The sequence below is a fragment of the Streptomyces sp. H39-S7 genome (genome assembly GCF_027158205.1).
Lineage (GTDB): Bacteria > Actinomycetota > Actinomycetes > Streptomycetales > Streptomycetaceae > Actinacidiphila.
The window spans coordinates 131998-153336 of record NZ_JAPVLU010000006.1 but is presented as its reverse complement, the minus strand read 5'-3'; the positions used below and the strand labels follow the sequence as shown (position 1 = coordinate 153336).

Annotated in this window: 17 protein-coding genes and 1 riboswitch; of the genes, 12 read left to right on the top strand and 5 right to left on the bottom strand. The window is 72.1% G+C overall.

Going from position 1 to position 21339, the window contains the following annotated elements; translation table 11 throughout:
- The first annotated feature begins 123 nt into the window (after positions 1-123).
- A complete protein-coding gene (locus O3X23_RS08030) occupies positions 124-594 on the top strand; it encodes a DUF485 domain-containing protein (protein ID WP_269270495.1) in 471 nt (156 codons plus the stop codon).
- Positions 594-2219, top strand: a complete 1626-nt coding sequence (locus O3X23_RS08025; RefSeq protein WP_269270494.1) for a solute symporter family protein — start codon at positions 594-596, stop codon at positions 2217-2219. Before O3X23_RS08030 ends, O3X23_RS08025 begins: the two co-directional genes overlap by 1 nt.
- A 30-nt stretch (positions 2220-2249) precedes the next feature.
- Here the strand turns inward: O3X23_RS08025 and O3X23_RS08020 are convergent, their stop codons facing one another.
- Both O3X23_RS08020 and O3X23_RS08015 read right to left on the bottom strand, forming a co-directional pair.
- Positions 2250-2942, bottom strand: coding sequence for a response regulator (locus O3X23_RS08020; protein WP_269270493.1), 693 nt, complete (start codon positions 2940-2942; stop codon positions 2250-2252).
- On the bottom strand, positions 2939-4603 hold the full coding sequence (locus tag O3X23_RS08015) for a sensor histidine kinase (protein ID WP_269270492.1): 1665 nt from the start codon (positions 4601-4603) through the stop codon (positions 2939-2941). The genes O3X23_RS08020 and O3X23_RS08015 overlap by 4 nt, the downstream gene beginning before the upstream one ends.
- 244 nt (positions 4604-4847) lie before the next feature.
- Here O3X23_RS08015 and O3X23_RS08010 point away from each other — a divergent pair, with 244 nt between their 5' ends.
- The 3 genes from O3X23_RS08010 (at position 4848) to O3X23_RS08000 (ending at position 7673) form a co-directional block, all read left to right on the top strand.
- Complete coding sequence (locus O3X23_RS08010) at positions 4848-5663, top strand: ABC transporter ATP-binding protein (RefSeq protein ID WP_269270491.1); 816 nt, start codon at positions 4848-4850, stop codon at positions 5661-5663.
- A complete protein-coding gene (locus O3X23_RS08005) occupies positions 5653-6561 on the top strand; it encodes an ABC transporter permease (RefSeq protein WP_269270490.1) in 909 nt (302 codons plus the stop codon). The genes O3X23_RS08010 and O3X23_RS08005 overlap by 11 nt, the downstream gene beginning before the upstream one ends.
- Before the next feature lie 83 nt (positions 6562-6644).
- Positions 6645-7673 carry an ABC transporter substrate-binding protein gene (locus tag O3X23_RS08000; RefSeq protein WP_269270489.1) on the top strand — a complete coding sequence of 343 codons (1029 nt, stop codon included), beginning with the start codon at positions 6645-6647 and terminating at the stop codon, positions 7671-7673.
- A 25-nt stretch (positions 7674-7698) separates the two neighbouring features.
- Here O3X23_RS08000 and O3X23_RS07995 read toward each other — a convergent pair whose 3' ends face one another.
- On the bottom strand, positions 7699-8616 hold the full coding sequence (locus tag O3X23_RS07995) for a sucrase ferredoxin (protein ID WP_269270488.1): 918 nt from the start codon (positions 8614-8616) through the stop codon (positions 7699-7701).
- Positions 8617-8699: 83 nt separating this feature from the next.
- Positions 8700-11150 carry a DNA gyrase/topoisomerase IV subunit A gene (locus O3X23_RS07990; RefSeq protein ID WP_269270487.1) on the bottom strand — a complete coding sequence of 817 codons (2451 nt, stop codon included), beginning with the start codon at positions 11148-11150 and terminating at the stop codon, positions 8700-8702.
- Positions 11151-11343: 193 nt separating this feature from the next.
- Here O3X23_RS07990 and O3X23_RS07985 point away from each other — a divergent pair, with 193 nt between their 5' ends.
- From O3X23_RS07985 to O3X23_RS07970, 4 genes are all read left to right on the top strand, one after another.
- The gene (locus tag O3X23_RS07985) at positions 11344-12702 is read left to right on the top strand and encodes a M16 family metallopeptidase (protein ID WP_269270486.1); all 1359 of its coding nucleotides are present in this window, start codon (positions 11344-11346) and stop codon (positions 12700-12702) included.
- Between the two features lie 17 nt (positions 12703-12719).
- Positions 12720-14090: a M16 family metallopeptidase gene (locus tag O3X23_RS07980; protein WP_443047798.1), complete on the top strand. Its 1371-nt coding sequence runs from the start codon at positions 12720-12722 to the stop codon at positions 14088-14090.
- Between the two features lie 203 nt (positions 14091-14293).
- A riboswitch (cyclic di-AMP (ydaO/yuaA leader) is annotated at positions 14294-14450 on the top strand.
- Between the two features lie 15 nt (positions 14451-14465).
- The gene (locus tag O3X23_RS07975; protein WP_269270484.1) at positions 14466-15305 is read left to right on the top strand and encodes a M23 family metallopeptidase; all 840 of its coding nucleotides are present in this window, start codon (positions 14466-14468) and stop codon (positions 15303-15305) included.
- A 160-nt stretch (positions 15306-15465) separates the two neighbouring features.
- Positions 15466-16167: a GntR family transcriptional regulator gene (locus O3X23_RS07970; protein ID WP_269270483.1), complete on the top strand. Its 702-nt coding sequence runs from the start codon at positions 15466-15468 to the stop codon at positions 16165-16167.
- A 134-nt stretch (positions 16168-16301) separates the two neighbouring features.
- On the opposite strand, the gene O3X23_RS07965 is transcribed toward O3X23_RS07970, so the two are convergent.
- Positions 16302-16583: an HPr family phosphocarrier protein gene (locus tag O3X23_RS07965; protein ID WP_269270482.1), complete on the bottom strand. Its 282-nt coding sequence runs from the start codon at positions 16581-16583 to the stop codon at positions 16302-16304.
- A gap of 170 nt (positions 16584-16753) precedes the next feature.
- Between O3X23_RS07965 and O3X23_RS07960 the strand changes: the two genes are divergently transcribed.
- From O3X23_RS07960 to O3X23_RS07950, 3 genes are read left to right on the top strand one after another with little or no spacing between them, the layout of a single operon-like run.
- Positions 16754-19510 (top strand): bifunctional acetate--CoA ligase family protein/GNAT family N-acetyltransferase, encoded by a 2757-nt coding sequence (locus O3X23_RS07960; protein ID WP_269270481.1) that lies wholly within the window; start codon positions 16754-16756, stop codon positions 19508-19510.
- Positions 19511-19537: 27 nt separating this feature from the next.
- Positions 19538-20122 (top strand): DUF5998 family protein, encoded by a 585-nt coding sequence (locus O3X23_RS07955; RefSeq protein ID WP_138357495.1) that lies wholly within the window; start codon positions 19538-19540, stop codon positions 20120-20122.
- Positions 20122-21321, top strand: coding sequence for an alkaline phosphatase family protein (locus O3X23_RS07950; protein ID WP_269270480.1), 1200 nt, complete (start codon positions 20122-20124; stop codon positions 21319-21321). Before O3X23_RS07955 ends, O3X23_RS07950 begins: the two co-directional genes overlap by 1 nt.
- The last annotated feature ends 18 nt before the right edge of the window (positions 21322-21339 follow it).

Sequence of the window (21339 nt, the reverse complement as noted above, 5' to 3'; positions counted from 1 at the left end):
GGCATGGCCGACGGCACGGCATCACCTGATGGGGTGAACGTTTCCGCTTGGTGGCACCGGATCTTCGCACTCTGTCCATGCTTGGGCACACGGCCGATTGGCTCGTGACGCGAGGAGAGTTCGGTGGACAAGCACGACGGGGGCGACCCGGGTGCGCTGCGGGTGGACGACCCCTGGTACGACGCCCTGGCCGCCGGGCTCTGGGCTCCGGACCCGACGGCTCCGCCGTCCGCGCCCGTGCCGGCGCCCTCCGCGGCGCCCGTCCCGGGAGCGGAGCGGGACCGGGCCGCGATCTACCTGGAAGTGCAGCGGAGCGCCGCGTTCCAGGAGGTGCGGGGCCGGTACCGCCGGTTCGCCTTCCCGGCGACCGCGGCGTTCCTCGCCTGGTACCTGCTCTATGTGGTGGCGGCCACGGTGGCGCCGGGCCTGATGAGCCGGCCGGTGGCCGGGGAGCTCAACGTGGCGATGGTCGCGGGGCTCGGGCAGTTCGCCACGACGTTCCTGCTGACCTGGGCCTACTCGCGGCACGCACGGCTGCGCAGGGACCGGGCCGCGCTCGACCTGCGCTGGGACACCCAGGAGCGGATGCGCTGATGGTCCGGTACCTGGCAGATCCGGCGAACGAGCACCAAGGGCTCGCCCTCGTCCTGTTCACGATCTTCGTCTCCGTCACCCTGGCCATCACCGCCTGGGCGGGCCGGCGCCGCAGCTCCTCGGTGGAGTTCTTCGCCGGTGGCCGGCTCTTCTCCCCCATGGAGAACGGCTTCGCCATCGCGGGCGACTACATGTCGGCGGCGTCCTTCCTCGGCATCTCCGGCCTCATCGCGCTCTTCGGCTACGACGGCCTGCTGTACTCGGTCGGCTTCCTCGTCGCGTGGCTCGTCGTGCTCCTGCTGGTCGCGGAGCTCGTGCGCAACTGCGGCCGCTACACCCTCGCCGACGTCCTGTCCGCCCGGATGCGGCAGCGGCCCGTGCGGCTGGCAGCCGGCACCTCCTCGGTCATCGTCTCGGTGCTCTACCTGGTCGCGCAGATGGTCGGCGCGAGCAGCCTGGTGGCGCTCCTGCTCGGCGGCCAGGGCGGCGCGGCCCGTACCTGGACGGTGATCGGGGTCGGCGGTCTGATGGTGGTCTACGTGTCGTTCGGCGGCATGCGCGCGACGACCTGGATCCAGATCGTCAAGACCGTGCTGCTGATGGGCGGCACCATCACGCTCGTCGTGCTGGTGCTGATCCGCTTCCACGGCGACCTGAACGGCCTGCTGCGCTCCGCGGCGGCCGGCAGCGGACACGGCAGCGCCTTCCTGGCCCCCGGCCTCAAGTACGGCGGGAGCTGGACCTCGAAGCTGGACTTCATCAGCCTCGGGATCGCCCTGGTGCTCGGCACGGCCGGGCTGCCGCACATCCTGTCGCGCTTCTACACGGTGCCCACCGCCCGCTCCGCCCGCCGGTCGGTGGTCTGGGCGATCGGGCTGATCGGCTCCTTCTACCTGATGACGATCGTCCTCGGCTTCGGCGCCGCGGCCGTCGTGGGCTCGGACGCCGTGCGCACCTCCAATGCGGCCGGCAACACCGCCGTGCCGCTGCTGGCCCAGGATCTGGGCGGGGGAGCGGGCTCCACAGGCGGAACGGTTCTGTTCGCCGTCGTCGGCGCGGTGGCTTTCGCCACGATCCTGGCGGTGGTCGCCGGCATCACGCTGGCCTCGTCCGCCTCCGTCGCGCACGACCTGTACGCCACCCTGCGCCGCAGTGGGAAGCACGCGGGCCCCGCGACCGGGAACGACGAAGTGCGGGTGGCGCGGTTCGCCGCGGCCGGGATCGGTGCGGTGGCCATCGCGCTGAGCCTGTTCGCGCAGGGGCAGAACATCGCCTTCCTGGTGGGCCTCGCCTTCGCGGTGGCCGCCTCGGCGAATCTGCCGGCGCTGCTGTTCTCCCTGTTCTGGCCCCGGTTCACCACCAGGGGAACGGTCTGCGCCATCTACGGCGGACTGGTCCCCGCGCTGCTCCTCGTCGTGCTGTCGCCCGTTGTCTCCGGACGCCCCGACGCGCTCTTCCCCGGTATGGACTTCCATCTCTTCCCGCTGGAGAACCCGGGACTGGTCTCCATCCCGCTGGGCTTCCTGGCCGGCTGGCTGGGCACCGTGCTCTTCCCGGAACCGGGGGACGCGGGCAAGTACGCGGAGACGGAGGTCCGTTCCCTCACCGGTGCGGGAGCGGTGTGACGCGGCGGCAGGCCGGCACTCCCGCACCGTTCAGTCCGCCGCCGCCCAGGCGTAGCGGTGCTCGGGGCGGCCGGTGTCGCCGTACTTGAGGGTCAGGCCGATCCGCCCGGCCTGCTCCAGGTACTTCAGATAGCGCTGCGCCGTGGAGCGGCTCAGCCCGGCCAGTTCGGCGACCTCCTGCGCGGAGAGCGGGTGTCCGGCCTCGCGCAGCACCCGGCGTATCAGGTCGGCGGTCGGCGCCGAGTGCCCCTTGGGCAGTTCGGCGGAGGCCGCTCCCGCCGTCCGCAGCGCACCGAAGATCCGGTCGACCTGCTCCTGGCCGGCCTGACCGGCCCCGCCGACCCCGTCCAGGGTGCGGCGCAGCGCCGCGTACCCGTCGAGCTTGGCGCGCAGCCCGGCGAAGGTGAACGGCTTGACCAGGTACTGCAGGGCGCCGTACCGCATCGCGGCCTGGACGGTCGCGACGTCGCGGGCGGCGGTCACCATGATCACGTCGGCGTGGTGGCCGAGCTGGTGCAGCCGCCGCACCAGCGTCAGTCCCGTCTCGTCGGGAAGATAGTGGTCCAGCAGGATCAGGTCGATCCGGGTGCGCTCCAGGGTCGCCAGCGCGTGGGCGGCCGTGTGGGCCCGGCCGGCCACCCGGAAGCCGGGGACCTTGGCCACGTAGGCCGCGTTGATCTCGGCGACGCGGAAGTCGTCGTCCACGACCAGTACCTCGATCATCGTGTCTCCCTTGTGGCGACGAGCTGCGTGGAGTGATCGGCTGCGCCGGGGCGGCAGCCCTGGACGTCCTCCGCGACCAGGGACTCGGGCAGCACCACGGTGAAGACCGCGCCGCCGCCCGCACGGGCGGTGACCCGGGCGATGCCGCCGTACCGTTCGGCGAGCCGTCTGACCAGCGCCAGGCCCAGCCCCCGGCCCCGGTGGGCGGGGCGCTCCTTCGTGGACCAGCCCTCGGTGAAGATGAGGTCGCGCGCCTCGGGCGGCACCCCGGGGCCGGTGTCGGAGACCCGCAGGACGGCGGTCGTCCCCTCCTCGGTCCGCAGCTCGACCTCCACGAAGGAGTCGGCGGTGCGGTGCGCCGCCGCCGCGTCGAGGGCGTTGTCGATGAGGTTGCCCAGCACGGTCACCAGGTCGCGGGGGTCGACGACCCGGTCGGGCAGCCCGGTCGCGGCGGAGATCCGCAGGGCCACCCCGCGCTCGGCGGCGATGGCCGCCTTGCCGACCAGCAGGGCCGCCAGCAGGGGGTCCCGCACCTGTTCGGCGATCTGCTCCGCGGAGGAACGGTGGGTGTCGGCGACCTCCACGACGAACTCCACCGCCTCGTCGTGCATCCCCAGTTCCAGCAGGCCCAGCAGGGTGTGCAGCCGGTTGGCGTGTTCGTGGTCCTGGGCACGGAGCGCGTCCAGCAACCCGTGCGTGCTGTCCAGCTCCCGGCCGAGCAGCTCCAGTTCGGTGCGGTCCCGCAAGGTGGCGACCGCGCCGCCGTCGGCGGTCGGCATCCGGTTGGTGACCAGTACCCGGCCGCCGCTCACCGTCAGCAGGTCGGTGCCCTCGACCCGGCCGGTCAGGACGTCCGCCGTGCGGCCCGGCGGCAGCACGTCGTCCAGGACGTGTCCGGTGGCGTCGGGGCCGAGTCCGAGCAGCCGGCCGGCCTCGTCGTTGACGAGCCGGACCCTGCCCTGCCGGTCGAGCGCCACGACGCCCTCCCGGATGCCGTGCAGCATCGCCTCGCGCTCGTCGAGCAGCGAGGAGATGTCGGCGAACGCGAGTCCGTGGGTGCGGCGCTGCAGCCTGCGGGAACCGCCGATCGCGGCCAGCACACCCACCGCGAGCGCGGCGGCCGCGTACAGCAGCAGCCCGGGGACCGCGCCGAGCAGCCGCTCGCGGACGCTGTCGTAGGCGATGCCCACGGAGACCGCGCCGACGATCCGGCCGCCGCTGTCGCGCAGCGGCGTCTTGCCCCGGGCGCTGCGGCCCAGGGTGCCGTTGTCGATCTGCATGACGTCCTCGCCGGCCAGCGCACCGCCGGGGTCGGTGGAGACGTGCTCGCCGATCCGGTCCTGTGTGGTGTGCGACCAGCGCGTTCCGTGGAGATCCATCACGACGACGTACTCGGCCCGGGTAGCGAGGCGGATCCGCTCGGCCTCGGCCTGGACCGGGCCGTCGGGGGTGGGCTCCGAGGCGAGGAGTGCCTCGGCGAGCCGCGGTTCCGCCGCGGCGGTCTGCGCGATGGACAGGGCGCGGCGCATCGCCTGGTCGTCGAGCTGGTGGCTCAGCGGTGCGAGGAAGAGCGCGGTGGCCAGCACGGTGACACCCGTGGTGATCGCGACCTGGGTCAGCAGGACCTGTGCGGAGACGCGACGCGGCCACCGGATGCGCATGCGGTCTCCTTCTGCTGAGTGGTGTGCGGGGTTATAGAGCGATATGCACCGTTTCGCAGGCGAGGACCGTGCCGTATCCCGGTGTGAACGCAACGTAAACGCCACAGAGGCGGATGCACAGCCTCCGTTTCGCTTTCGTTGTGCGGGAGCGAGCAGAACGAGCAGAACAGCGGTTGTGAGCAGAAGGCGCCCTGTGCTCACAAGGCTGCCGCCCGGCCCGGAGCCGCGCCTAACGTCCCGGCCCATGAGCAGTCAAACGAGTCCCGCCATTGAGTTGCGGGGGGCGAGCAAGGCGTTCCGGACCCCGTCCGGGGCGCTGCACACCGCCGTACGTGATCTGGACCTGACCGTGGAGCGCGGCGAGTTCGTCGCGGTCGTCGGACCGACCGGATGCGGCAAGTCCACGACGCTGACCCTGGTCAGCGGGTTGGAGGAGCCGACCGAGGGCGAGGTGCTGGTGGCCGGTGAGCCGGTCCGCGGCATCGGCGACAAGGTCGGGTTCGTCTTCCAGCAGGACGCCGTCTTCCCCTGGCGCACCGTGCTGTCCAACGTGATGGCGGGGCCCCGCTTCCGCGGCGTGCCCAAGGCCGAGGCGAGGGAACGGGCCCGGGAGTGGCTGGCCCGGGTGGGCCTGACGTCCTTCGAGGACCGCTATCCGCACCAGCTGTCGGGCGGCCAGCGCAAGCGCGTGGCGCTTGCCGCGACCTTCGTCAACGACCCCGAGATCCTGCTGATGGACGAGCCCTTCTCGGCGCTCGACGTCCAGACCCGGGCGCTGATGTCGGACGAACTGCTGGACCTGTGGGCGGGCACCGGCTCCTCGGTCGTGTTCGTCACGCACGACCTGGAGGAGTCCATCGCCCTCGCCGACAAGGTCGTGGTCATGACCGCCGGACCCGCGACCGTCAAGGAGGTCTTCACGATCGACCTGCCGCGGCCGCGCAAGGTCGAGGAGGTCCGGATGGAACCGCGGTTCCTGGAGATCTACCGGGAGATCTGGTCCTCGCTGGGCGAAGAGGTCCGCATCACCCGCGAGAGGGGAGCCGGCAATGCCGCCTGAACCCGTCACCAGCATCGTCACCGACGCCGTGGCCACCAGGGACCGGCCCGCCGAGGCCCGTCCCGCCAAGGCTTCCACCGAGCGCACCGCGGCCCGGGCCCGGGCCGCCCGCAACCGCCGGGTCCTGGTCTACGGAACCCGTCTGCTGCTGCTCGTCGCCGTGATCGGCCTGTGGGAGTGGTTCGCCCGCGCCGGGATCATCGACCCGTTCAACTTCTCGATGCCGTCGAAGATCTGGGACCAGATCCGGGAGTGGGCGCTGCACGGCACCGCGCAGGGCTCCCTGTGGGAGCAGATCTGGTACACGCTCTACGAGGCGCTGTTCGGCTGGATCATCGGCGTCATCGCCGGCGTGCTGCTGGGCATCGCGCTCGGCCGGGTGCGCTTCCTGGCCGACGTGCTCGGCCCGTACATCAAGGTCCTCAACGCGCTGCCGCGTATCGTGCTGGCGCCCATCTTCCTCATCTGGTTCGGCCTCGGCCCGGCCTCGAAGGTCGCGTCCGCAGTCGTCCTGGTCTTCTTCCCGGTGTTCTTCAACGCCTTCCAGGGGGCCAGGGAGGTGGACCGCAACCTGGTCTCCAACGCCCGCATCCTCGGCGCGAGCAACCGCCGCGTGACGCTGCAGGTCGTCATCCCGTCCGCCACGTCATGGATCTTCACGAGCCTGCACGTCTCATTCGGCTTCGCGCTGATCGGCGCCATCGTCGGCGAGTACATCGGCGCGACCAAGGGCCTCGGCCTGCTGGTCTCCGCCTCGCAGGGCACCTTCAACGCGGCCGGGGTGTACGCGGCCATGGTGATCCTCGCCGTGGTGGCACTGCTGGCCGAGGGGCTGCTGACGTTCGGCGAGAAGCGGCTGTTCCGCTGGAAGCCGGCCGAGCCCGGCTCCGAACGCTGAGACCCGCGAGCCGGGCCTCGTTCCCGATGTCCCCCGAACGACTCTCCCCCTTCATTTCGCCATCCCCTCACAAGGACGTGAACATGCGCAGCATGGCCAGAATCCCGGCGGCCGCGGTCGCCGGAGCGCTCGCCCTCACCACCCTCACCGCCTGCGGCAGCGACTCCTCGGCGGCGGGCGACAACGGCAAGGTCAAGGTCATGGTGGGCGGCCTCGACAAGGTCATCTACCTGCCCGCGATGCTCACCCAGCAGCTCGGCTTCTTCAAGGCCGAGGGCCTGGACGTCACGCTGCTCACCGAGCCGGCCGGTGTGCAGGCCACCACCTCGCTGGTCTCCGGCGACGTGCAGGGCGTCGTCGGGTTCTACGACCACACCCTCGACCTCCAGGTCAAGGGAAAGATCATCGAGTCCGTGGTGCAACTGGCGCAGGCTCCCGGTGAGGTCGAGGTGGTCTCCGCCAAGGCGGCCGGCGACATCTCCTCCGCCAAGGACTTCAAGGGCAAGAAGCTCGGCGTGACGGGCCTCGGCTCCTCCACCGACTTCCTCACCAAGTACCTCGCCGTCAAGAACGGCGTGGAGGTCAGCGACTTCACCCCGGTCGCCGTGGGCGCGGGCCAGACGTTCATCGCCGCTCTGCAGCAGGGCTCGATCCAGGGCGGGATGACCACCGACCCGACCGTCGCGCAGATCCTCGACAAGGGCATCGGCAAGGTGCTGTACGACATGCGCACCCCCGAGGGCTCGAAGGCGGCGCTCGGCGGCCTCTACCCGTCGTCCAGCCTCTACATGAGCACCGACTGGGTGAACGGTCACAAGGCGACGGTGCAGAAGATGGCCAACGCCTTCGTCAAGACGCTCGCCTGGATGTCCACGCACACCCCGGAGGAGATCGCCGCGAAGATGCCGGCCGACTACGCGCAGGGCGGCAAGGAGCTGTACGCCCAGTCGATCAAGGCCACGCTGCCGATGTTCACCAAGGACGGGGTCATGCCGGCCGACGGTCCGCAGACCGTCGAGAAGGTCCTCAAGGCGTTCAACCCGGCCCTGAAGCACGCCACGGTGAACCTGGAGAAGACCTACACCTCGGAGTTCGTGAAGAAGGCGGGCTGATCCGCACCTTCCTCCCGCGTCGCTGTCAGCGGCCCCCGGCCACCGCCTCGATCCCCGTGACCTCCATCCGGGCGGGGGAGCCGAGGGCCGCTCCGCAGCTCTCCGGGCGCGGCGGCAGCGCCGGGACCTCGGTGACGCCGACGTCCCAGGACCGGCCGTCGGTGTGCGCCACGCGCACCGACCAGGCCGGCGACGAACCCTCCGTGCGCTCGACCACGAGCGCGTCCGTCCGGTCCTCGCCGGTCAGGGAGCGCACCGCGAGGTCGGCGGCCTGGCCCGGCCGGTCCCAGGCGGAGGCGCCGCGGCAGCCCTCGAGCCCGATCCGGTCGTCGCGCGCAGCCTTGAGCACCCCGTGGGCCAGTTCCGCGTCGATCCGCCCGTAGGCGTAGCCGGACGGCAGGACGAGCATGGTGGGGGAGAACCGGTGGCCGCCGATGTGGGTGATCTCCCATACGCCGCTGCCGCCGCCCTCGGCGGCCAGCCGCGCGGCGAGCGGACGGCCGTTCAGCGCGCAGCAGCGGTCCCGTCTGCCGTTGGTGCAGACGAGCGCGACGGGTTCCCGGTGCGGTTGCCCGAACCCCCGGTGCTCGCCGGTGCCCAGCGCCGCGAAGTCCAGCTCCAGCAGGGCGGCGGGGTCGTCGATCACGTCCTGCCGGATCCAGGACCGCCCGGGGACGACATGGGCGATGAGGACCTGGTGCCGGGAGGGCGGGACACGGAAGTCCGCGTGGCGCCCCGGGCGCCGGATCAGCGCGACCCTGACGCCGGTGCCCTTCGCGGCCTTCTCCAGGGCCCGGCCCACCGCCGGATCCAGATGGCTCGAGGTGAGGGCCTTCGCGCCCCAGGGACCGGGCTGTTCGAGCAGGAGCCAGGTGCTGGCGGTGGCAGCGGTCGCGGCGAGCGGTTCGCCCAGCTCCGCCGAAGCGTTCGTGCACGTACTCACACAGGGCAGCCTAACCGCAGCGCGGCAGGGCGCGGCACCGGTGGTGCCGCGCCCTGCCGGTCGCCGGTCGGCGGTCCTTCGGGTCAGACCGGGCCGGCCACCACCGTGATCGGCTTGGCCAGCGCCACCCCTGAACCGTCCCTGCGGGGGTCCTTCGGGGGGAGGTCGGCGGGCAGGCCCGTCGCCGTCGCGGCGCGGGCCGGGACCGCGCCCGCCCAGGCGAGCACCAGGCCGTCCTCACCGCGCAGGAAGCGCTGGCAGCGCACCCCGCCGGTCGCCCGGCCCTTGCGCGGATACTGCTCGAACGGGGTGAGCTTGGCGGTGCCCTGGACCGCGCCGTCGAGCGTGCCCTCGGCGCGGGCCACGGTGAACACCACCGCGTCCACGGCCGGGTCGACGGCCGTGAAGGAGATCGCCTTCGCCCCGTCGGTCAGCTTGATGCCGGTCATACCGCCAGCCGGGCGCCCCTGGGGGCGCACCTGCGAGGCCGGGTACCGCAGCAGCTGGGCGTCGTCGGTGATGAAGACCAGGTCCTCCTCGCCGGTGCGCAGCTCCACGGCGCCCACGACCCGGTCACCGTCCTTGAGGCCGATGACCTCCAGATCGTCCTTGTTCGCGGGATAGTCCGGGACCACCCGCTTGACGATGCCCTGCTCCGTGCCCAGCGCGAGACCGGGTGAGGACTCGTCGAGCGTCGTCAGGCACAGCACCCGCTCGCCGGTCTCCAGGGACAGGAACTCCGAGACGGGAGCTCCGCCCGCCAGGTTCGGCGCCCCGTGCGTGTCCGGCATCATCGGCAGGTCGATCACGGTGAGCCGCAGCAGCCGGCCGGCGGAGGTGACGGCGCCGACGTCGGCGCGCGCCGTGGTCGGCACCGCGGAGACGATCACGTCGTGCTTGGCCCGCTTGCCCTCGCTGTCGTCGAACTCCTCGCCGTTGGCGGTCCGCGCGAGCAGCCCCGTCGAGGAGAGCAGCACCCGGCAGGGGTCGTCGGCGACCTCCAGCGGAACGGAGGAGACCGGCGAGCCGGCCGACTCCAGCAGGACGGTCCGGCGGTCGGTGCCGTACTGCTTGGCCACCGCGGCCAGCTCGTTGGAGACCAGCTTGCGCAGCTCGGCGTCCGATTCCAGGATCACCGTGAGCGCTTCGATCTCGGCGTTGAGCCGCTCGCGCTCGGACTCCAGCTCGATGCGGTCGAACCGCGTGAGCCGGCGCAGCGGGGTGTCCAGGATGTACTGGGTCTGGATCTCGGACAGCGAGAAGTGCCCGATCAGCCGTTCCTTGGCCTGCGCGGAGTTGTCGCTCGACCGGATGATCGAGATGACCTGGTCGATGTCGATGAGGGCGACGAGCAGGCCGTCGACCAGGTGCAGCCGGTCCCGGCGCTTGGTGCGGCGGAACTCGCTGCGGCGCCTGACCACCTCGAAGCGGTGGTCGACGTAGACCTCCAGCAGCTCCTTGAGGCCCAGCGTGAGCGGCTGCCCGTCGACCAGCGCCACGTTGTTGATGCCGAAGGACTCCTCCATCGGCGTCAGCTTGTAGAGCTGCTCCAGCACGGCTTCGGGGTGGAAGCCGTTCTTGACCTCGATCACCAGGCGCAGGCCGTGCGACCGGTCGGTGAGGTCCTTCACGTCGGCGATGCCCTGGAGCTTCTTCGCGCCGACCAGGTCCTTGATCTTGGCGATGACCTTCTCCGGGCCGACCGTGAACGGCAGCTCGGTGACGACCAGGCCCTTGCGGCGCGGCGAGGTGTCCTCGACGGACACCGTGGCACGGATCTTGAACGTGCCGCGGCCGTTCTCGTACGCGTCCCGCACCCCGGCCAGGCCGACGATGCGGCCGCCGGTGGGCAGGTCGGGGCCGGGTACGAAGCGCATCAGCGTCTCGAGGTCCGCGCCCGGGTGCTTGATCAGATGCCGGGCGGCGGCGATGACCTCGCCGAGGTTGTGCGGCGGCATGTTCGTCGCCATGCCGACCGCGATCCCCGACGCGCCGTTGACCAGCAGGTTCGGATAGGCGGCCGGGAGCGTGACCGGCTCCATCTCCTGGCCGTCGTAGTTGGGCGAGAAGTCGACGGTGTCCTCGTCGATGGACTCCACCATCAGCGTGGCGGCCCCGGCCATCTTCGACTCGGTGTAACGCATCGCGGCGGGCGGGTCGTCGTTGCCCAGGGAGCCGAAGTTCCCGTGCCCGTCGACCAGCGGGAGGCGCATGGAGAACGGCTGCGCCATACGCACCAGGGCGTCGTAGATGGAGGCGTCGCCGTGCGGATGCAGCTTGCCCATCACCTCGCCGACCACGCGGGCGCACTTCACATACCCCCGGTCGGGGCGCAGCCCCATCTCGTTCATCTGGTAGACGATGCGCCGGTGCACGGGCTTGAGCCCGTCACGGGCGTCGGGCAGGGCGCGCGAGTAGATGACCGAGTAGGCGTACTCGAGGAAAGAGCCCTGCATCTCATCGACGACGTCGATGTCGAGGATGCGCTCCTCGAAGTCGTCGGGAGGAGGGGTCTTCGTGGTGCGGCGGGCCATCGCGGCTGCTGCTCCTTTTCCTGGACCTGGACGGGGCTGACGCGGACCATTGTGGACCGGCCCACTGACACTGGTGACCACCGCCCGGCATAAGCGTGCCGTGAGCGGGAACTTCGCGTGGTGTCGGCACGCTTGCCTAGAGTGTCAGCACTCGACCAAGACACGTGCATACGACCGGAAGGACAGCTTGCCCATGGGTCTCACGGCCACGTCGGACGGCACACAGCCGCAGGACTCCGACGGCCTGACAGCAACCGAACACCGTTTGGCGAACGGCCTGCGTGTGGTGCTCTCCCAGGACCACCTCACCCCGGTCGCCTCGGTGTGCCTCTGGTACGACGTCGGTTCCCGTCATGAGGTGAAAGGCCGGACCGGATTGGCCCACCTGTTCGAGCACTTGATGTTCCAGGGGTCGGCCAGTGTGAAGGGCAACGGTCACTTCGAGCTGGTCCAGGGCGCAGGCGGTTCGCTCAACGGCACCACCAGCTTCGAGCGCACCAACTACTTCGAGACGATGCCGGCCCACCAGGTGGAACTGGCGCTGTGGCTCGAGGCGGACCGGATGGGCAGCCTGCTCACCGCGCTCGACGACGAGAGCCTGGAGAACCAGCGCGACGTCGTCAAGAACGAGCGCCGCCAGCGGTACGACAACGTGCCGTACGGCACGGCCTTCGAGCGGCTGACCGCGCTGGCCTACCCCGACGGCCACCCGTACCACCACACCCCGATCGGCTCGATGGCCGACCTGGACGCGGCCTCCCTGGAGGACGCGCGGGCGTTCTTCCGCACGTACTACGCGCCGAACAACGCGGTGCTGGCCGTGGTCGGCGACATCGACCCCGAGCAGACGCTGGCCTGGGTCGAGAAGTACTTCGGCACCATCCCCGGCCACGACGGCAAGCCCGCCCCCCGTGACGGGTCGCTGCCCGACGTCATGGGCGGCCAGCTGCGCGAGGTCGTCGAGGAGGACGTGCCCTCGCGCGCCCTGATGGCGGCGTACCGGCTGCCGCACGACGGCACCAGGGAGTCCGACGCGGCCGACCTGGCGCTGACCGTGCTCGGCGGCGGCGAGTCGTCCCGGCTGCACAACCGGCTGGTGCGCCACGACCGCAGCGCCGTGGCGGCCGGGTTCGGCCTGCTGCGACTGGCCGGCGCGCCGTCGCTGGGCTGGCTGGACGTGAAGGCGTCCAGCGGCGCCGAACTCACCGACATCGAGGCGGCCGTCGACGAGGAGCTGTCGCGCTTCGCCGCCGAGGGCCCCACCCCGCAGGAGATGGAGCGGGCCCAGGCGCAGCTGGAACGCGAGTGGCTCGACCGGCTCGCGACCGTGGGCGGCCGCGCCGACGAGCTGTGCCGCTTCGCGGTGCTCTACGGCGACCCGCAGTTGGCGCTCACCGCCGTCCAGCGGGTGCTGGAGATCACTCCGGAGGAAGTACGGGCCGTCGCCGCGGCCCGGCTGCGCCCCGACAACCGAGCCGTCCTGGTCTACGAGCCCACCGGCTCGTCCGACGAGGCGGCCGACGAGACCGAGCAGGAAGGCGCGGACCAGTGACCGACGTCGCCGCGACCATGACGTTCCACCCCCAGCCGCAGCCGGGTGCCCCCAAGCCGTGGGCCTTTCCGGCCCCGGACCGGTCCACGCTCGGCAACGGGCTGACCGTGCTCACCAGCCACCGCCCCGGCCAGCAGGTCGTCGCGGTGGAGGTGCTGCTCTCGGCGCCGCTGGACGCGGAACCCGAAGGCCTGGACGGGGTGGCCACGATCATGGCCCGCGCCTTCTCCGAGGGCACCGACAAGCTCACCGCGGAGGAGTTCGCCGCGGAGCTGGAGCGCTGCGGCGCCACCCTGGACGCGCACGCCGACCACCCGGGCGTCCGGGTCTCGCTGGAGGTCCCGGCCTCCCGGCTGGACAAGGCTCTCGGGCTGCTCGCGGACGCCCTGCGCGCCCCCGCGTTCCCGGACAGCGACGTCGAGCGGCTCGTCAACAACCGGCTCGACGAGATCCCGCACGAGCTGGCCAACCCGGCCCGCCGCGCCTCCATGGCGCTCTCCGCCGAACTGTTCCCCACGGACCTGCGCTGCTCCCGCCCGCGCCAGGGCACCGAGCAGACGGTGGCGCGGATCGACGCGGCGGCCGTCCGGGCGTTCTACGAGGCGCACGTGCGTCCCGCCACCACCACGGCCGTCGTCGTCGGCGATCTGACCGGCATCGACCTGGTCGCGCTGCTGGACGAGACGCTCGGCGAATGGACCGGCTCGGCCGCGCAGCCGCGCCCGCTGCCGCAGATCACCGCCGACGACACCGCGCGCGTGGTGATCGTGGACCGGCCGGGAGCGGTGCAGACCCAGCTGCTGATCGGCCGTACCGGCTCCGACCGCCATGACCCGGTCTGGCCGGCCCAGGTGCTCGGCACGTACTGCCTGGGCGGCACCCTGACCTCCCGTCTCGACCGGGTGCTGCGCGAGGAGAAGGGCTACACGTACGGCGTGCGGGCCTTCGGCCAGGTGCTGCTGTCCACCCCGGAGGGCACGGGAGCCTCGCTGCTCGCCATCAGCGGCTCGGTGGCCACCGAGGTCACCGGACCGGCGCTGGCCGACGCCTGGCTGGTCATCCGCACGCTGGCGGCCGAGGGGCTGACCGACGACGAGCGCGACGTCGCCGTGCAGAACCTCGTGGGCGTGGCCCCGCTGCGCTACGAGACGGCCGCGGCCGTCGCCGGCACGCTCGCCGACCAGGTCGAGCAGTTCCTGCCGGACGACTTCCAGGCCCAGATGTACGCGCGGCTGGCCAGGACCGGCACCGTGGAGGCGACCGCCGCGGTGGTCAGCGCCTTCCCGACGGACCGCCTGGTCGTCGTCCTGGTGGGCGACGCCTCGGCGATCGAGGGGCCTGTCACGGAGCTGGGCCTCGGCCCGGTGAAGGTCGTCTCGGCCGGCTGACCGGCCCGACCGCGCGGCGGTCGGCGGAACCCTGGCGCACCCCTTGGGGCGCCGGGGTTCCGGGCGTTTTGGATCTTTATCCGCCGGCAAACCAATCTTGTGGCGAACGCAACAAATCACCTGATCTGTTTGCCGTAACCGACGCGGTCCGATTAGCGTCCCCCTCTGCTGCTCGTCACCATCCGCCGCGTCCAGCGGCAACCGGGCAGTGATCGCCGAGTCCCCGTCCGGCGCGAGCCTGGGGAGCCGGGGACCCACGTCCCTGGGGTGAATCGGGCCGTCCTCACCACGAGGCAGCCCGTAGGAGACCTTCCTGCTCCGAACCCGTCAGCTAACCCGGTAGGCGAGAAGGAAGGAAAGGATCTCGCCGCACCCATGGCGTTCAAAGTTCTGCCCGCGCCCAGCGGGAAGCACCGCCGTCCCCGTCGTGCCGCTCTGCGCACCGGGACCACCCTGGCCGGCGTCGCGGTCCTGACCGCCGCCGGCACCTTCGGAGCCACCGCGGCCACCGCGCTCTCCACCCCGGCCGATGCCGCTCCCCAGGCGATCGAGGACATCGCGTTCGCCCGCGCCGTCGACGCCTCGGACAACCTCACCGACTCCCTCGCCGCCCAGGCCGCCGCCCAGCACAAGGCGGCCGACGAGACCAAGCGCAAGGCCGCGGAGGCCAAGCGCAAGGCGGACGAGGCGAAGCGCCTGGCCGAGGCCGCCGCGAAGAAGGCCGCCGCCGAGGCTAAGGCCAAGGCGGAGCGCATCGCCGAGCGCGAGGCCCAGGCCCGCGCCGCCCGTGACGAGGAGCGCAGGAAGCTCAACTCCTTCGTGCTGCCCGTCGACAGCGGCATCGGCACCGGGTACAAGGTCCCCGGCTCCATGTGGTCCTCCGGCTACCACACCGGTGTCGACTTCACCGCGTCCACCGGCACCCCGGTCCACGCCGTCGGGGCGGGAACCGTCGTCACCGCCGGCTTCGACTCGGCCTACGGCAACAACGTGGTGATCCGGCACAACGACGGCATCTACACGCTGTGCGCCCACATGTCCTCGCTCAGCGTCTCGGTCGGCCAGACCGTCACCACCGGCGAGCAGATCGGCCTGTCCGGCGCGACCGGCAACGTCACGGGACCGCACGTGCACTTCGAGGCCCGCACCACGGCCGAGTACGGCTCGGACATCGACCCCGAGGCGTACCTCCGCTCGCACGGCGTCTCCATCTGATCCACCCGATCCCTCCGGGATCAGCAGAACCCCGTCCCCCCGAAGGCCCCGGCTCCCCGCCGGGGCCTTCGTGTTGTCCAAAAATAATCCATGAATTCTCGCCTGCGGTCGGATTCCCGGATGTGCTGGAATAGAGTCGCCGAAGAATACGGGGAAATGAATGGAGACCGGCGATGCGGAATCGGGTGTGAACGGGACGGACGGCGCAGGGCGTCGTATCTCCGCACAGGTCGTGTGCACCGCGATCCGTGACGACATTGTCGGCGGTTACTACCCGCCTGGCAGCCGGCTGACCGAGGAGCTGCTGGCGAGGCGTTACGGCGTCTCCCGGGTCCCGGTGCGGGAGGCGCTGCGCACGCTGGAGTCCGAGGGGTTCGTCCGCACCCGCCGGCACGCGGGCGCCTCCGTCGCCGAGCCGACGGCGCAGGAGGCGGCCGATCTGCTGGAGCTTCGCGGCCTGCTGGAGCCGCTGGGGGCCGCCAGGGCCGCGCAGCGGCGCACGGACGCCCACCTCAAGGTGTTGCGCGGGCTGGTGCGGCTGGGCCAGGAGCGTTCCCAGCAGGGCCAGCTGTCGGATCTGCCGTCCCTGAACGGCTGGTTCCACGAGACGCTCGCGCAGGCCTCCGGCAGTCCCACCCTGGCCGCGCTGCTCACCCAGCTGCGGCACAAGATCGCCTGGGTGTACGGCGAGGGGGAGCCGGACCGGGCGGTGCAGTCCTGGGAGGAGCACGGCGCCATAGTCGACGCGGTGGCCCGCGGGGACGCCGAGCGGGCCCGCCGGATCTCGGCCGGGCATGTGGAGCGCGCCGTCGCCGTGAGGACTCCGAAACCTTCTGTATACGCCGCACGCCGGAAGAATTAACAATGGCACCGTATACAAGTGGGCAGAATTACCGGTGCTCTGCGGGCGCCTTGAATAGGAAAAGGCGGAGTCGCGTTATCCCGTCGGACAACGCGACCCCGCCGATATTCCTGCACGGGCATACGCCCGGGGGCTCAGACGGGCTCGGGGAGTTCCTCGAGGCCCTCGGAGACCAGCTTGGCCAGCCGGTCGAGTGCGGCGTCGGCGCCCTCGGCCTCCGACGCGAGCACGACCGGCTCGCCGCCCTGCGCGCCCAGGCCGAGCACGGCCAGCATCGAGGCGGCGTTGACGGCGTTGCCGTCCGCCTTCGCGATCGTCACCGGGACGCCGGCGGCGGTCACCGCGCGGACGAAGAGTGAAGCGGGGCGGGCGTGCAGGCCCTCGGCCCAGCCGACGGTGACGCGGCGCTCAACCATGGTGTAGCCCTTCAGGTGGTTCCTGTTGTCTAGACCAGTTTCGCACGGGCGGGAGACTGCTCAGACACCTCGACGCAGTTCAGCCTGCCCGCTGCGCCGACCCGACGCCAGACGGGCGCGCCCGGACCGCACCGAGCCCTCCGGGCACCCGAGGTCGTTACCCTGGCCCCATGACGACTCCGGCCCCCCGCCCGTATCCGGTGCACTGGGAAGCGGACGTCGTTCTGCGCGACGGCGGCATCGCCCACATCCGGCCGATCGGCCCCGACGACGCCCAGCGGCTCGTGGACTTCTACGAGCAGGTCTCCGACGAGTCGAAGTACTACCGCTTCTTCGCGCCGTACCCCCGGCTCTCCGACCGCGACGTCCACCGCTTCACCCATCACGACTACGACGACCGGGTGGGCCTGGCGGCAACCGTCGGCGACGAGTTCATCGCCACCGTCCGCTACGACCGCATCGACGCCGACGGCCGGCCGGCCAGCGGCGACGCGTACCGGGCCGAGGTGGCGTTCCTCGTCCAGGACGCCCACCAGGGCCGCGGGGTGGCCTCGGCGCTGCTGGAGCACATCGGGGCGGTCGCCCGCGAGCGCGGCATCCTGCGGTTCATCGCCGAAGTCCTGCCCGCCAACCGCAAGATGGTCAAGGTCTTCACCGACGCGGGCTACACCCAGCAGCGCAGTTTCACCGACGGCGTCGTCCACCTCGAACTCGACCTGGAGCCCACCGAGGCGTCGGTCCAGGTGATGCGGGCCCGCGAGCACCGCGCCGAGGCGCGCTCGGTGCAGCGGCTGCTCACCCCCCGGTCGGTCGCCGTGATCGGCGCGAGCCGGCGGCCCGGCGGCGTCGGCCGCACCCTGCTGCGCAACCTGTTCGCGGGCGGCTTCACCGGCCGGGTGCACGCGGTCAACCGCTCGTTCCCCGCGGGCGAGAGCACCCTCGACGGCGTCCGCGCGCACCGCACCGTCGCCGACATCCCCGAACCGGTCGACCTGGCGATCATCGCGGTACCCGCCGAGAACGTGCCCGCCGCCGTCGCGGCCTGCGGGGAACACGGCGTCCAAGGCGTCGTCGTGGTCACCGCCGGGTACGCCGAGTCCGGCCCCGAGGGCAGGGAACGGCAGCGCGAACTGGTGCGCCAGGCCCGCTCGTACGGCATGCGGGTCATCGGCCCCAACGCCTTCGGCATCATCAACACCGCCCAGGGCGTGCGCCTCAACGCCTCGCTCTCGCCCGAGGTGCCGGCCGCCGGACGGCTCGGGCTGTTCACCCAGTCCGGCGCGATCGGCATCGCGCTGCTGTCCGGGCTGCACCGGCGCGGCGCCGGGCTCTCGTCGTTCGTGTCGGCCGGCAACCGGGCCGACGTCTCCGGCAACGACCTGCTGCAGTACTGGCACAACGACCCGGACACCGACGCCGTCCTCATGTACCTCGAATCCTTCGGCAACCCGCGCAAGTTCACCCGCCTCGCCAAACGGACCGCCGCGAGCAAGCCGGTCGTGGTCGTCAAGGGCGCCCTGCACTCCGGCACCACCCCCGCCGGGCACGCCGTCTCCCCGACCCGGATCCCGGACAGCACGGTGTCCGCGCTGTTCCGGCAGGCCGGGGTGATCCGCGTCGACACGGTCACCGAACTCCTGGACGTGGGCCTGCTGCTCTCCTTCCAGCCCATCCCGCGCGGCGGCCGGGTCGCGATCCTCGGCAACTCCGACTCCCTCGGGCTGCTCACCTACGACGCGGCGCTGACCGCGGGGCTGCGGCCGCTCGCTCCGATCGACCTCACCACGTCGGCCGGACCCGGCGACTTCCGCGCCGCGCTCACCGCGGCACTGGCCGACGACACCAGCGACGCCGTGGTCGTCACCGCCATCCCCCGGGTCGGCTGCGAGGACGCCCCCGACCCGGAGTCCGGCGACGACCCCGCGCTGGCCCAGGCACTGCGCGCGGCCGCGGCCGGCTCCGGCAAGCCCGTCGTCGTCGCCCACCTCGCGCTGGAGACCATGGCCGACCGGCTGGGCCTCCCGGCCCCCTCCGGCGAGGGGCCGGACCAGGCGCGGGTCCCGGCGTATCCCGCCGCCGACCGCGCGGTGCGCGCCCTGGCGGAGGCGGTGGAGTACGCGCTGTGGCGGCAGGGCGCCGCCACGCCCGGCCGGGTGCCGCAGTTCGCGGACATCGAGGAGAGCGCGGCGGCGGCCGACGTGGCACGGCTGCTGGACGCGGGGGAGAGCGGCAGCCAGGACGGCGTCCTCCTCGACGACGGGGCCGCCGCGGCCCTCCTGGGGCGCTACGGGATCACCGTGCGGTCCGCGCTGCCCGCGCCCGGGATCGCCGCCGCGCTCGCCGCCGCCCGGCGGCTCGGCTACCCGGTGGCCCTCAAGACGACGGCTCCGCACCTGCGGCACCGGGCCGACCTCGGCGGGGTCCGGCTCGACCTCGCCGACGAGGACGATCTGCGGCGCGCCTACGAGGAGCTGACCGCGCGTCTCGGTAAGCCGGAGGAACTGCTGCTGGTGGTGCAGGCGATGGCGCCGCGCGGGGTGGACACCGTCGTCCGCGCCACGGTCGACCCGGCGGTCGGTGCCGTGCTCTCGTTCGGCCTGGCCGGCGCCCCCTCGGAACTGCTGGGGGACACCGCGCACCGGCTGGTGCCCGCCACCGACCGGGACGCGGCGGAACTGGTGCGCTCCATCAAGGCGGCCCCGCTGCTCTTCGGCTGGCGCGGCAGCGAACCGGTGGACACCGCCGCCCTGGAGGAACTGCTGCTGCGGGTCTCGCTGCTCGTCGACGACCTCCCGGAAGTGGTCGCCGTCGACCTGGAGCCGGTGGTCGTGGCGGCTCGCGGCCTCACCGTTCTCGGAGCGTCCGTCCGGCTCGACCGGCCGCCCGCCAGAACCGATCTGGGACCACGCGCACTGTCGTCCTTCTGAGCGGTACCCGCCCTTAAGATGGACCTCATGGCGAAGACCGGTATGACGACCCAGGGCCTGCGCACGGCCATCGAGCGCAGCGGCTACTACCCGGCCCTGGTGGCCGAGGCCGTCGAGGCCGCGGTGGGCGGCGAGCCGGTGGCGTCCTACCTGGTCCACCAGGAGACGACGTTCGACGCGAACGAGGTGCGCCGGCATGTGACGGTGCTGGTCATCACCGACCACCGCTTCATCGTGAGCCACACCGACGAGCAGGCCGCCGACGACACGTCCCCGACCCCGTACGCGACCACCTCCACCGAGTCCGTGAAGATCGGCCGGATCTCGTCCGTGGTGGTCAGCCGGGTGGTGGCCAACCCCGAGGCGTACGTGCCGGGCACGCTGCCCCGCGAGGTCGTACTGACCATCGGCTGGGGCGCGGTCAGCCGGCTGGACCTGGAGCCCGCCGCCTGCGGCGACCCCAACTGCGACGCCGACCACGGCTACACCGGCTCCTCGACCGCCGACGACCTGTCGCTGCGGGTCAGCGAGGCCGGCGACGGGCCCGACGCGGTACGCCAGGCCCTCGCCTTCGCGCAGGCGCTGTCCGAGGCGACGGCGGCCGACCGCTGATGGTGCACGCCGTACCCGCCTACGACCCCGCGCCACTGGATCCGCGTACCGCTCCGGCACCGCTCTACGGCACCGCCTCGCTCTGCGACCTCTTCCCCGCGGCGGCCGCCGGGCTGGCCGTCCCGGGCATGCCCGCCACCGGCCTCGAACTGGCCCCCGCCGACCGCGTCTGCGTCTTCCTGGTCGACGGGATGGGCTGGGAACTGCTGCGCGCGCACCCGGAGGAGGCGCCCTTCCTCGCCTCCCTGATGCACACCTCCCGGGGCGGCACGGGGCAGCCGCTCACCGCGGGCTTCCCGTCCACCACCGCGACCTCGCTCGCGTCGGTCGGCACCGGCCTGGCGCCGGGCCGCCACGGGCTCGCCGGCTACACCGTCCTGGATCCGTCCTCCGGGCGGCTGATGAACCAGCTGCGCTGGCAGCCGTGGACCGACCCGCACGTGTGGCAGCCCTACCCCACCGTCTTCCAGCTCGCCGACGCCGCCGGGGTCGCGACCTGTCAGGTGTCCTCGCCGAACTTCCAGCACACGCCGCTGACGAAGATCGCGCTCAGCGGCGGCACCTTCCACGGCCGGCTCACCGGCGACGAGCGGATGGACCTGGCGGCCGACCGGCTCGGCGCCGCCGACCGGACGCTCGTCTACACGTACTACAGCGAGCTGGACTCCATGGGCCACCGGCACGGCGTCGACTCCGACGCCTGGCGCGGCCAGTTGATGATGGTCGACCGCCTCGCCCAGCGGCTGGCCGAGCAACTCCCGCCGCGCTCCGCGCTCTACATCACCGCCGACCACGGCATGATCGACATCCCGTTCGACCCCGAGTCCAGGATCGACTTCGACGAGGACTGGGAGCTGGGCGCCGGCGTCTCCGTCCTCGGCGGCGAGGCCCGTGCCCGCCACGTGTACGCCGTGCCGGGCGCCGCCGCCGACGTGTACACGGTGTGGAGCGAGGTGCTCGGCGAGCAGATGTGGGTCGCCACCCGTGAAGAGGCCATCGCGGCGGGCTGGTTCGGCCGCCCCGGCGACCCCGTCGACGAGCGGGTGCTCGGCAGGATCGGCGACGTCATCGCCGTCGCGCGCGACGACATCGCGATCGTGGCGAACCGCACGGAGTCGGGGGAGTCCCTGATGGTGGGTCTGCACGGCTCGATGTCCCCCGTCGAGCAGCACGTGCCGCTGCTCGAAGTACGCTCCTGATCCGCAGCGCAGCCCGTC

Excerpts from the sequence above, each read along its gene's own strand:
- O3X23_RS07990 (WP_269270487.1), bottom strand. The coding sequence starts at position 11,150 with ATGGCCCGCCGCACCACGAAGACCCCTCCTCCCGACGACTTCGAGGAG.
- O3X23_RS07965 (WP_269270482.1), bottom strand. The coding sequence starts at position 16,583 with ATGGTTGAGCGCCGCGTCACCGTCGGCTGGGCCGAGGGCCTGCACGCC.
- O3X23_RS07960 (WP_269270481.1), top strand. The coding sequence starts at position 16,754 with ATGACGACTCCGGCCCCCCGCCCGTATCCGGTGCACTGGGAAGCGGAC.
- O3X23_RS08015 (WP_269270492.1), bottom strand. The coding sequence starts at position 4,603 with ATGCGCATCCGGTGGCCGCGTCGCGTCTCCGCACAGGTCCTGCTGACC.
- O3X23_RS08025 (WP_269270494.1), top strand. The coding sequence starts at position 594 with ATGGTCCGGTACCTGGCAGATCCGGCGAACGAGCACCAAGGGCTCGCC.
- O3X23_RS07985 (WP_269270486.1), top strand. The coding sequence starts at position 11,344 with ATGGGTCTCACGGCCACGTCGGACGGCACACAGCCGCAGGACTCCGAC.
- O3X23_RS07980 (WP_443047798.1), top strand. The coding sequence starts at position 12,720 with ATGACGTTCCACCCCCAGCCGCAGCCGGGTGCCCCCAAGCCGTGGGCC.
- O3X23_RS08010 (WP_269270491.1), top strand. The coding sequence starts at position 4,848 with ATGAGCAGTCAAACGAGTCCCGCCATTGAGTTGCGGGGGGCGAGCAAG.
- O3X23_RS08000 (WP_269270489.1), top strand. The coding sequence starts at position 6,645 with ATGCGCAGCATGGCCAGAATCCCGGCGGCCGCGGTCGCCGGAGCGCTC.
- O3X23_RS07950 (WP_269270480.1), top strand. The coding sequence starts at position 20,122 with ATGGTGCACGCCGTACCCGCCTACGACCCCGCGCCACTGGATCCGCGT.
- O3X23_RS08005 (WP_269270490.1), top strand. The coding sequence starts at position 5,653 with ATGCCGCCTGAACCCGTCACCAGCATCGTCACCGACGCCGTGGCCACC.
- O3X23_RS07970 (WP_269270483.1), top strand. The coding sequence starts at position 15,466 with ATGGAGACCGGCGATGCGGAATCGGGTGTGAACGGGACGGACGGCGCA.
- O3X23_RS08020 (WP_269270493.1), bottom strand. The coding sequence starts at position 2,942 with ATGATCGAGGTACTGGTCGTGGACGACGACTTCCGCGTCGCCGAGATC.
- O3X23_RS07955 (WP_138357495.1), top strand. The coding sequence starts at position 19,538 with ATGGCGAAGACCGGTATGACGACCCAGGGCCTGCGCACGGCCATCGAG.
- O3X23_RS07975 (WP_269270484.1), top strand. The coding sequence starts at position 14,466 with ATGGCGTTCAAAGTTCTGCCCGCGCCCAGCGGGAAGCACCGCCGTCCC.